13 protein-coding genes are annotated in these 11,452 nt (G+C 38.6%); 7 read left to right on the forward strand and 6 right to left on the reverse strand.

Features of this window, described 5'->3' with window-relative positions; genetic code table 11:
* Window positions 1-151 precede the first annotated feature (151 nt).
* The 5 genes from G1O98_RS23300 to G1O98_RS23320 form a co-directional block, all read right to left on the reverse strand.
* Entirely contained in the window at window positions 152-1,327 is a 1,176-nt protein-coding gene (locus tag G1O98_RS23300) for a DNA double-strand break repair nuclease NurA (RefSeq protein ID WP_163932431.1), read from the reverse strand.
* Window positions 1,328-1,575: 248 nt separating this feature from the next.
* Complete coding sequence (locus tag G1O98_RS23305; RefSeq protein ID WP_163932434.1) at window positions 1,576-2,361, reverse strand: HAD family hydrolase; 786 nt, start codon at window positions 2,359-2,361, stop codon at window positions 1,576-1,578.
* A gap of 138 nt (window positions 2,362-2,499) precedes the next feature.
* Window positions 2,500-3,069: a Rieske 2Fe-2S domain-containing protein gene (locus tag G1O98_RS23310; RefSeq protein ID WP_163932437.1), complete on the reverse strand. Its 570-nt coding sequence runs from the start codon at window positions 3,067-3,069 to the stop codon at window positions 2,500-2,502.
* 55 nt (window positions 3,070-3,124) lie between these two features.
* Complete coding sequence (locus G1O98_RS23315; RefSeq protein WP_163932440.1) at window positions 3,125-3,976, reverse strand: metal ABC transporter permease; 852 nt, start codon at window positions 3,974-3,976, stop codon at window positions 3,125-3,127.
* Window positions 3,977-4,049: 73 nt separating this feature from the next.
* The gene (locus G1O98_RS23320; protein WP_163932443.1) at window positions 4,050-4,874 is read right to left on the reverse strand and encodes a metal ABC transporter ATP-binding protein; all 825 of its coding nucleotides are present in this window, start codon (window positions 4,872-4,874) and stop codon (window positions 4,050-4,052) included.
* An 89-nt stretch (window positions 4,875-4,963) separates the two neighbouring features.
* On the opposite strand from G1O98_RS23320, the gene G1O98_RS23325 reads away from it, so the two are divergent.
* The 7 genes from G1O98_RS23325 to G1O98_RS40795 all read left to right on the forward strand — a co-directional run bounded on the left by G1O98_RS23325 (window position 4,964) and on the right by G1O98_RS40795 (window position 11,044).
* Entirely contained in the window at window positions 4,964-5,980 is a 1,017-nt protein-coding gene (locus tag G1O98_RS23325; RefSeq protein ID WP_163932446.1) for a metal ABC transporter substrate-binding protein, read from the forward strand.
* A gap of 128 nt (window positions 5,981-6,108) precedes the next feature.
* Window positions 6,109-6,444, forward strand: coding sequence for a hypothetical protein (locus G1O98_RS23330; RefSeq protein WP_163932449.1), 336 nt, complete (start codon window positions 6,109-6,111; stop codon window positions 6,442-6,444).
* Window positions 6,445-6,565: 121 nt separating this feature from the next.
* Window positions 6,566-7,303, forward strand: a complete 738-nt coding sequence (locus G1O98_RS23335) for a hypothetical protein (RefSeq protein WP_163932452.1) — start codon at window positions 6,566-6,568, stop codon at window positions 7,301-7,303.
* Between the two features lie 26 nt (window positions 7,304-7,329).
* Window positions 7,330-7,998 (forward strand): prolyl oligopeptidase family serine peptidase, encoded by a 669-nt coding sequence (locus G1O98_RS23340; RefSeq protein ID WP_163932456.1) that lies wholly within the window; start codon window positions 7,330-7,332, stop codon window positions 7,996-7,998.
* Between the two features lie 383 nt (window positions 7,999-8,381).
* Window positions 8,382-8,684, forward strand: coding sequence for a hypothetical protein (locus G1O98_RS23345; RefSeq protein WP_163932459.1), 303 nt, complete (start codon window positions 8,382-8,384; stop codon window positions 8,682-8,684).
* Between the two features lie 586 nt (window positions 8,685-9,270).
* Window positions 9,271-10,335 carry a tyrosine-type recombinase/integrase gene (locus G1O98_RS23350; protein ID WP_207794503.1) on the forward strand — a complete coding sequence of 355 codons (1,065 nt, stop codon included), beginning with the start codon at window positions 9,271-9,273 and terminating at the stop codon, window positions 10,333-10,335.
* A gap of 382 nt (window positions 10,336-10,717) precedes the next feature.
* Window positions 10,718-11,044: a DUF3862 domain-containing protein gene (locus G1O98_RS40795; protein ID WP_163932465.1), complete on the forward strand. Its 327-nt coding sequence runs from the start codon at window positions 10,718-10,720 to the stop codon at window positions 11,042-11,044.
* Between the two features lie 7 nt (window positions 11,045-11,051).
* Here G1O98_RS40795 and G1O98_RS23360 read toward each other — a convergent pair whose 3' ends face one another.
* The gene (locus G1O98_RS23360; protein WP_163932467.1) at window positions 11,052-11,429 is read right to left on the reverse strand and encodes a hypothetical protein; all 378 of its coding nucleotides are present in this window, start codon (window positions 11,427-11,429) and stop codon (window positions 11,052-11,054) included.
* Window positions 11,430-11,452: the final 23 nt, after the last annotated feature.

Here is an 11,452-nt window from a genome sequence, read left to right on the forward strand (position 1 = left end):
GTTACTACTCAGCAGCAAGCAGCCCTGTTAGGATTTGAATCAGCAAGAAAAAACTATAATTTGCTTAAAGTGTGATTTATCTTACTCCTTAGACCAAAAATGCCAGAGGTATCGTTACTCTCACAAAGACAAAACTCTACGGAATGAATTATTAAGCAATACTCCCACGCTTTCTAGCTTCTTTATAGGAAGTTCCGACATTTTTTAAACCAGCTTTAATCATTTGTTGTTCTAGGAGGGCAAAGAAACGCGCTCTATCGCCACCTTTGACCACTGCTTGATTATGCGCTTCAGCGATCGCAACTGGATAGCCATATCCTTTTTGCACTTGTGCTAACATCAGCCCTAGTGCTTGATCTAACATGGTTGCATTCTCCGCTACCCATGCCGGAACTTCAATTCGGGCGATTTCGGTGCCAACGTGAACATAGCAAAAATAAATGGTTTGATCGCCGTAGAGTTCGAGAATCGGGGAATTACTCCGCCAAAGGGTACTGCGTTGTCCTGGTTTGAGTCTGGTTGCCCAAACAGAAGTATCTCGCAACTGTTCAAAGATTTTACAAGGTACTTTTTCTAGCTGATTTGGACAATGACTTTTACAGTCTGGCACTGGATGAGGACAAGCCAACAATCGTAAAAAGTTCATTGTTTCGATGCTGCGAGAGGCGCTAAGATAACCCATCAGGGGAATTTGAGCATCACGCATTTGCTGCCAAGCTTCCAGGATGGGGGGTAAAATGCGATCGCGTGCGTCCATCGGTAATTGTTCTAAAAACCAGTAAATTAACGAACCATCTACCATCGCTAATGCTGGTGCTTCCCCTTTAGCTGCACATGCAAGTTCTGCTAAAACCGTTGTTTCTGATGCAGTGCGGCGGAAACTCATCCATTCCTCGGTTCTAATTCCCCACTGCCGAGACATATATAAGTCTTCTGGGCGGTAAAATACTTCTGGCAAACTATCGAGTAGCGGATGGCGGTTTTGTCCGTAGTGTAAGACGACTCTGCCAATATTGAGTAAATAACAGTAAGCAATTTCGTGATGGTTGGGGGCAATTTGGGAACCATCGGTAGCAATTACAGTATGAATTTTTGGGGGAACTGAGATATCGATGCAGGTTTCTAGCGGCTCAATTGGGGTAGCATTAGCAAAGAGAATGCGATCGCGCCATTTTTCCTGGCGATCAATTAAATCTTGTTGAGACTCATAAGCATTTTTTAGATGTTGTTGTGCCAATTCTAAACGCTGGCGACTGGCAGCAGCTTCTAAGGTAAGATGCTGACTTAAGCCCTGCATTTGTCGCGCCAGTTTTGTTAAATCAAGCATAAAGGTAAGTGATAAATTATAAATTTGGAGTGATAAATTTGGAGTTTTAGTAATTCATTATTATTTATCTATATATTTTAAATATCTCGCTTCGTTGCCAATTTGCTAGAAAATTAAAATAATTCGTAATTGATAATTAGACTTTAATACTTGCTAATGTAATTCGTAATAAAAGTAAGTTGGGTATTTAGACCACTTACAAATTACGAATTACTTTAAAGTAGCAGGCAAAGCCCATTACGAATTAGTTAAAGCCAAGCAGGGAAATCTCTGGCAAACTGAGACAGTGATAACAAATGAATTTGTGAATCATTTTGAGCAGCTTCTCTTTCTGCTTGAGTATTATAGCCCCAGTCTGCAAGGAACAGTCTTACATCTTCAAGGTCTGTTTGCTGTTGGACTAACTGCAATGTCTTGAGTCTATCTTCTACAAACCAGAGACTAACTGGCTTGTTTTCTGCTTGTTGTTTTAATTCTCGCAAAATTTCATATTTGGGGCGCTTGACTTCTTTCCCAAAAATTGCTGCTGCCGATAAATTAACTCCTTCTTGTTCGAGCAACTGCTGTACAAAACGTCCTTCTTTAGTGGTTACAATGTATAGCTTAACTCCACTGTCAAGGGTTAATTTGATTTTTTCTATTACACCCGGATAAAATCTATGCAGACTTAGCCAACCGTCTAAATTCGTGGTAATCCATTCATCACGTTGGTTATCTAGTTTCGCAGCAATTTCTCTTGCTTGTAGCTTGTCATTTAACAAAAGTTGTGGGGCGATGCTTAACCATTCATGAAGAATTTTCTCATCAGGAATTCCATCTACTAGCGCTTTGATTAAAACGGGCATTTCCCAACCCGTCTCAATTACGGGGCGTAGGCGATAGAATCTCAAAGCTAAATCATCTGCTGGTGTGTCGTTACTTGGCGACCAAATTTCACAGTAGGTACGCCACGCTACCTCAAAATATTCAATTAGTCCGTCGCAAATCACTCCATCAAAGTCCAGGGCTAAAATCGTGGGACTACTTGCGGTCATTGTTTTGAGGATTAAAACTGCTGTTGTCAGCTTACCCGACAAATTTAAATTATGCAGTAATTTTTGTTAGTCTTTTAGAATTTCTAACTTGCTCAAAAAGTATGGTGGTATTGTCTAATCTAATTTGATATTGGTAGCTTAACGAGGATCTACGGCAGGTTTATGATCAACTAAACGAACTTGGTTTTGCTTGACTACTACAGTGATTAGTGGTAAAGAACGCTTTGCTGGGCCATGAACGACTCGACCCTGAGAATCATATTGAGATCCATGACAAGGACAAATAAAGTGATTCTTCTCAAGATCCCACTCAACTGTACATCCTAAATGGGTACAAGTTGGATTGATAGCGTACTCAGCAATCTTTGGCCCGTCTTGAATGATGAGATAATCAACGCTATTGTCTGGCAAGCCTTTTACGAGAATCGGAATTCCAGACTTTGCAGTTGTCAATAGTGCATTAGTTTCAATTTGCTTGCCGTCTTTGTCCAGTGCTACAGATCCGGGAAGATAATTTTCACAACGCGAATTCTTTGGATAAAGGGAGCAAAGGGTTTCTAGGCTGATCTCACGACTTTGGCTGACTTTGGGAAATAGATATGCGATCGCTATTGATGCAACTGTACCACCTAGCGTATAAGTTAAAAAATCCCGGCGCGTTTTTATCCTAGGTGGAATTTTGCCGTTAGTAGAATAATTATCTTTCATGACCTGATATACCAAGAAAGGTCTACTAATATACTACGGCGCGATCGCATGAGAATTATTCTTTGGTTTGAAGTTGTTTACTTGTAAAAATACCGTATTTAGGGCTAAATAATAATGCCAGCAAAAATAACCCCGATACTACTAAAACGATCGCAGGGCCAGAGGGCAAGTTATAAAAATAGCTGAGGTACATCCCACTAATACTGGAAATTACGCCAATTACTGCACCCAAAATCATGACTTGGTTGAGACGCTTAACTAATAAATAAGCGGTGGCTCCTGGTGTAATTAAAAGCGATAATACTAAAATTACACCCACAGCTTTCATACTGGCGACAATTGTCAAAGCTATTAGTACCATCAATCCAAAGTTCAGCCTATTAACGGGCAAACCCGCAGCTTGAGCGCCTAAAGGATCAAATGTGTAAAATAAAAGCTCTTTATATAATAAAAGAACAACTATTAAAACAATAGTGGCAATGATCGCAGTGTCCCGCACTTCATCAATGGTAACGCCGAGAATGTTACCAAAAAGGAAGTGATTCAAGTCGATTTTATTATCTTTTTGAATAACAGTAATTAGGGTGATACCAAGGGCAAAGAATGCTGAAAAAACTATGCCCATTGCCGCATCTTCTTTGATTGGCGATCGCACCCTAATCCAGGCGATCGCCATTGTACTCAAAACACCCGCAATGAATGCACCAACATATATATTTGCTCCCACCATAAAAGCGATCGCTAGTCCGGGTAAAACTGAGTGACTGATGGCATCACCCAACAAGGCTAGGCGCTGTACCATTAGGTAGCTGCCTACAACTGCACACAACATCCCAACTAAAATGGCAATCACGAGCGATCGCTGCATAAAACCGTATTGCAACGGCTCAATTAATGCTTGTAACATATTTTGTCATTTGTCATTTGTCATTTGTCATTTGTCATTTGTCATTTACTAATGCCCTATATCCAATAACATTTTAGGCAGCGTCTGAAAAGTACATTACTTTACCGCTATAAGCACGATGCAGATTTTCTTCGATAAGTACTTGTTGCCGTGAACCTGTGGCGATTACTTCACGGTTTAGTAATATTAAGTCATCAAAGTGAGCGATTGATTCCCCTAAGTCGTGGTTGACTACTAGCACGATTTTGTTTTCGGCAGCCAGTTCATGGAAGACTTCAAAAATCACCGACTGGGTTTTTTGATCAATACCTACCAAAGGTTCATCAAAGCAGAAAATTTCTGCTTGCTGTGTTAAAGCACGGGCTAAAAATACCCGTTGTTGTTGTCCTCCTGATAATTGTCCAATGGGGCGATCGCAATATTCGCTCATTCCAACTCTTTCTATGGCGTTTTTTGCTACTTGGCGACTAACTGCTGAGAAGCTACGCAACCAGCCTGTTTTCTTTACCCGTCCCATCATGACTACATCCCAGACTGTGGCGGGATAAGTCCAATCAATTTGGCTACGTTGTGGTACATAGGCAACTCTCTCTAATTGTTGCATTAAAGGTTTGCCTTGGCATAGCACCGTACCACTACTGACAGGAACCAAGCCTAACATTGCTTTCATCAGCGTACTTTTGCCAGCACCGTTGGGGCCAAAAATACCCGTCAGTTTTCCTGGTTTGACGATACAGCTAACGTCTCTTAAGGCTTCTTGTGTCCGGTAATATACGCCTAAATGGGCAATACTAATTGCTGCTGTGGAACTCATATCAAATTTGATAGTTTTTGCAGGTACTTCCTTTGTTTTTGTCTGCGATAGACGAAATTTTGCCGGAAAAGAGACATTTTTCATAATCGGGTTTCAATATTTATTTCTTGAGCTTACTATAAAAATGAGAGAAATATGAAAAAATCTATAATTAGATGTAATATCCAAGATAAATGAAACTAATACCAGAGATAGACGGCACTAATCCTTACGGCGAGGGAATAATTAGCAGGATGAAGGGAAAAATTCTTTTCCGGCTTTGTTTGGGAATGCTTATACCTTTGGCTTTATTAAGTTGTACACAGAAAGACTCTAACCCCAACACTGCCAAGGGAGATAAACCGCGAGTTGTTGCAACTAGCACTGTCATTGCTGATTTAGCACAAGAGGTTGCAGGAGACGAAATTCAACTAAGTGGAATCCTCAAACCGGGTACTGATCCTCATGTCTACGAACCAGTACCAGCAGACAGCAGGGTTTTGGAAGAAGCTAACTTAATTTTGTATAACGGCTACAACCTGGAACCAGGACTGATTAAATTAATGAATGCTTCTGGTGGTAAAGCGCGGAAGATACCAGTGGGGGAAGCTGTCAAATCCTTGCAGTTGGATAAAGGCAAAGGCGAAATAGTGCCAGATCCGCACGTTTGGGGTAGTGCAGAAAATGCGATCGCAATGACGAATGCAATCCGAGATGCGTTGATTGAGTTATCACCTGAAGATAAAGACAAATTTACTCAAAAGGCATCGCAACTTACGAATGAATTAAAACAGTTACATAGCTGGATTAATCAACAAATTCAAACTATCCCCGCAGATAAGCGGAAACTGGTGACAACCCATGATGCCTTCCAATATTATGGACGCGCTTATGGGATTGCGATCGCAGGTACTTTAATTGGCATTAGTACCGAAGAACAACCAAGCGCTCAAACAGTCCAGAGATTAGTTGAGTCCATTAAAAAGATCGGCGTTCCCGCAATTTTTTCTGAAACTACAATTAACCCAGCTTTAATCAAAACTGTTGCTCAAGAAGCAGGAGTGAAATTAGCACCAAATCAACTCTACTCTGATTCAATTGGTGCAAAAGGAAGTAATGGAGATTCTTACATCAAAATGATGGAGGCGAATACCCGTAGCATTGTAGAAGCATTAGGGGGAAAATACACGCCATTTCAACTAAAGAAGTAAATTTATCTGAGTAAATATCTAACCTAAGACGTGTTCTTCTCAAAGTCTCTCCAGAGAAAGAACTTTTTGTATCTTTGATTTTTTAGAGTGTTATTAGCAAAGCTAGATTTTTTAATACCTGAAAAGCCATGACTGATAAAAATCAAGAAAATCAAATTCGTCAACCAGTAAGTGAAGATACACATTTACGCGAAGAACCTAATGTCAAGGAAAGAAACTTAACAGCGAATCCTGGAGATAGAATTGCTGATGAGTCTCAATCTGTAGAAGAAAAGGCTAAACAGGTAGCTGTGGATGATGTACCAGACATTACAGGCGACAAAATTACAGTCCCGACTTACTTCGTTGTGGATGAACCCGATGGCACAAAGAAAGCACTCCACCATGTTAAAGATGCTGAAGAGATTTCTGACATGATTCGGGAAGCACGAGTTGACGAAAATGGAAATCGAATTTGGTGGTAGTCATTCATTAAAGAAACGCGGGGACAAGGAGAGTTATTTCTTTGCGTCCCCGTATTTGTTTTCTTGAATCAAGTTAGTTTATATAATCACACATCTGGAACTTTTCCCAGGATGAACAATAATGGTAGATGCCACAAGTACCAAAGAATTGACATATTGGACTACACCAGAAATTAAAAATCAAATTTTAGAACTTGTTAAAGATCGTAATCTAGAGCCATTAAAAGCCAAAGTAGATTTTTATAAAAATGAATTAGCACCATACTTTGCAGAATTGAGCCGACGTAATCCCTTTGGGAAGGTTGCAGATCAAGTAGCGATCGTGACGGGAGTATGGGTACCAATATGGTCTACTATACCTTTTCAAGATATTTTACCTGGTAGGATACACGAGCAGTCTTACCAAATTTTTCATACTAATGGTTACTATGCAAATATTGCCCGTTATGCACCAGGGCATCAATCTAGTTTTTGGCAAAAAATTGCATCAAAACTACCAGCTTATGACTTAATGTTGTTGCAAAAATATTCAGTTATAGATGAAAAGTGGGATATTAAAAATGTTGGGATATTCCAAGCATTGAAAAATAGAGAAATCCCGTTGACAATTGATGATGCAGATGAGTGGTTTACGACAACAGTCAAATCTAAATTTCAGGAAGCAGTACCAAATATAGATTTACAGCAAGAACTTATAGTAAAAGATATGGACAGAAATACTGTCAAAAAATTTAAAAAAGTTTACCTAGCTACTTCTTTTTTAGAGCATCTATATATAGATAATGATTTTCGGTTAGTTAAGAGTCAACGAGAAGCAACACAACGACCAAGTTATACAATAGCTATTCGTAGACGTTAAACTAACAAAATTTTTTAATTAATTTTATGCAGCCACTACAACAACAAATTACTTCTACCGACAGTTATAACTACCTGCTATTCTTGCCCAGTGGACTGCACCAAGACGGAAGTCCCAACGAAAAACTAGAGCCACTTTTGCCAACAATCTTATGTTTACACGGTTCGGGTGAGCGAGGCTCTTACTTAAATCATGTGAAAAAGCACGGTGTTGCCAAGGTTGTAGAACAACAGCCAGATTTTCCCTTCATTGTCATTTCTCCCCAATGTCCGCGCGGTGAATATTGGAATATAGAACGATTAAACACCCTTTTGGATGAGGTTATTGCATCCTATCCTGTTGATCCAGATCGGGTTTACCTGACCGGTTTAAGCATGGGTGGTTACGGAACCTGGCATTTAGCAGCAGCGCAGCCAGAACGATTTGCTGCGATCGCGCCTATCTGTGGCGGTGGTAATCCAGCCCAAGCACATAAGCTGAAAAGCCTTCCTGTGTGGGCATTTCACGGAGCAAAAGATAATGTCGTTCCCTTAAGCGAGTCCGAAATCATGGTTTCTGCACTCAAAGCCCGCGATGGGAATGTGAAATTTACAGTTTATCCAGAAGCCGATCACGACTCATGGACGCAGACATACAATAATCCAGAGTTGTATGAGTGGTTTTTGCAACATCGGAGACAGCCGACTGTAGATTAAAGATATTTTTTTCTGCATTTTAATACATCTCTAAATGACAGTTATTTTCAGGTAAATAGACCACGCGGTAGTGGCGCAAGAGCTTGCGCCACTACTGAAATTTACGCAAGAGCGATTGCCCTAACTTCAACATATTTTCATCAAAAATATTTTTTAGCGCCCAAAGATTAAAACTTCTAACAAGTCGTCACTTGCACCTTTGACATCAGAGTATATAACTTCAATAATGTTCTTACGTAAAAATCCGTAGTCATATAGGATTCTTATTTGATTTTTGCTAAATATACTGAGAACTAAAACCCAATCTGGCTAGCTCTCAGTCAGCTTTGCTTTGACAAATCAAATGAGATTGCTATATAAACCGGCATTAATAGGGTTGCATTATGCTTTTTTCGAATTCAAAAACTACCTTAAAAACTCGCCAAAATAATAAAATAGGCAGAGTTTTTTGGACTCCTACTAACGTTCTGATACTCACTGGATATTTAATAATTTTACCAATTTTTACATTGACAACTTTATCCTTATTATTGCCATTATTCACTGCTAGTTTATTAGCTTCCATCGGAACCTCGCACTACTCTACATCGATTCCTTGGATAGATGATGCCTCTGAATGTGAATATACTGGGAGAAGCTGGCGCGATCGCAAGTGTTGGGATAATCAACACGATCCCACGTTCTGAATGGATATTGCACAAAGAGGTGTGTAAATAATTAGAACAATTGCTTAATTTGACAAAATAGGCTACCAGTCTTGGAATTAGATCAAAATGGATATGTAGCCTGTTGTTTGTCAAATCTTGAATCAACCTAACTTTGTGCGTAATCTGCAAGAAACCCATTTAGCCTCTATAATGCTTATATTCCGTTCACTATAGAACTGATTCTACCTATTTTGAGCATCTTTTGAGCATTATGGTAAATAACCTTAAAACGCCTACAGGTAAGGCTAAGAAGGGGCAGGTAACAGTTAGGGTAGATTCAGGGATAGTAAAAGCTTGCTTTCCTAGAAACTACTGCAACAAAAGTCAAATCAAGCTAGCCACTGGTATTCCCCTAGAAAATGGCTGGGAATCTACAGCTAAAAAGCTACAACGTAAATTACAAATAGAACTTGAGGAAGGTGAGTTTGATGATGGTCAAGGCAACTTCAACTTAGGGCACTACCAGGAGATTTTAAAGAAATATGGGTTAAGGTCGAATCTTAAGTTAGCGAATAGTAGTGTAACCTCAGATGACCAATTACCGCCTAAACCTGAATTATCACTAATGGAAATTTGGGATAGGTATTGTGAGGTTATAAAGCCAGGGTTAAAGGAGACAACTTACGCTAAAGCCTTTAGTGAAACTTTTACTAATTTTCTTAAATCAGCTATAGAATCTACAAAATCTGAAGATGCAGTAAAAATTAGAAATTGGTTGGTTGAAAATAGAAACTTACCTGCTGTTAAAAAGTTAATCAGTCATCTATCAAAAGCTTATAGACTTGCGATAAAAAGTAAGCTGGTAAATTATGATCCTTTTGATGGTATGTCAGATGAAATCAAACAGTTAGGGGCTAAAGGTAAAAACCAAGATGAAGTTGAAACAGAGAGTGATGACGATGTTTTAGATAGGTCAAAAGCCTATAACTGGGATGAGGTATCAATCATCCTTGAGAGTGTCAAGCACACAATGCACTGGTATAACTTCATTAAATTTAAGTTCCTTACTGGGGTGCGTACAGGGGAAGCTATTGCTTTTATGTGGGGGGATGTAAGGTGGGCCAATGAAGAGATTTTAATCAGGCGCACTTACGACAGAGTGACCAAAGGCTTCTACCCCACAAAAACAGCAAAGGGGAATCAGAGTGTAATTAGACGTTTTCCATTACCTAAAGATGGAGAACTGTGGAACCTTCTAAAATCCATACCTCAAGGGGAAGCTAATGAAATAGTTTTTAAATCAAAAACAGGCAAGATAATATTAGGTACAACTTTCTATACAGTCTGGGCTGGGACGTATGGTAATAAAGGGATTATTCCTCAACTGATAAAGCAAGGCAAGCTTACCAAATACCTCAAGCCCTACAATACCCGACATACATTCATTACCCACCAGATATTTGATTTAGGGCGGGATGAGAAAATAGTCAGTGCTTGGTGTGGTCATGGTGAGATGGTAAGTCAAAAACACTACCAAGATATAAGTAATAGGGCTATGCAAATCAATCCTGAGTTACCAGCTAGTAGTCATCAACATCAAGTACAGCAGTCAGAAATAGACCTACTGAAGGAGCAATTGAGACAGCAGCAGGAGTTAATCAACAAGCTTCTTCAGGATAGAGATAACTGAGTAAGCATTGACACTAGCTTTTCTACTGAGTATGGTTGTTACATATTGGAACCAATACATATCCCTTGACTGACTTTCCAATTCTGCCTCTTAGTTAGGATTAGTGCGGAAAGTAAAGTTAAGTAATTTAATTTAGAATCCTTATTCTGGCTCTTTGGAGTATTGTGTGCGGGAATCTAAGTAAATTTAAGCTGCCATGTGGCAGAAAATTTAACTTGCAGATATTAACTATTCTTAATATTTAAGAAGGCTTAAGTTATGAGCTATTGAATTTCTTTCACTAGTATTTCATGCTTCAGTGATAAGCTGAGGTTTCTCTATCTTATTCTTAGTAATCATTGACACTAAGGTTTTTACTGTATAAGCTGTATCAAGCCTGTAAGTGATAAATAACCCTTGGATTGATAAAGTAGTAGATATGAATAAAATAAAAATAGTATCAGTAATATTCTTTAGCATTCTACCTATTATTTCTTCATGTTCACTACTAAATAATGTTGTAACAAAAGAAGAGTTTGATAAAATTAAACAAGGTATGAGCTACCAAGAAGTTATTGATGTTGTTGGTGAAAAACCTACTGATGATAATTCTGAATCTTGGGGAGCTTATGTTCCTACTGTTTGGATATGGAAAAACGCAAACGGGTCTAGAGTAGATGTTTCATTTGATCGTGGTCAGGTATTTAGTAAAAGCCAAAAAGGTTTATAAATCAAATCTAAACTTTATCAACTTTGTATAAGATTTTATTAGTTATCTCTTTTACATCTCTAACTTCTTCAAGAATTTTAGAATGTTCATTAACATAAGTATTGTGATTTGCTTTAGTATCACTAGACATATTTTGCACACTATTAGCAAGTGTTCTAAAACTTTCAGTATCACTTTCTAATTTTTCCACCCATTTAATAATAAGGTTATTTATACCCATCCACCTGGCTAAGAGTAGTAAACCTAATATAGTCAATATCATCCCCAGCCCCACTCCACTAGCATTAGTTAATATTTGGTCAACTATTTTAGATTCAGTATTAGGGGATAGATTAATATAATTTATTTCTTTAGCAAGTTGAGATTTTTGTATTTGTTGCGTCATTTTATTATGATAATTTTATAAAT

The organism is Nostoc sp. UIC 10630 (genome assembly GCF_010747425.1).
GTDB lineage: Bacteria > Cyanobacteriota > Cyanobacteriia > Cyanobacteriales > Nostocaceae > Nostoc.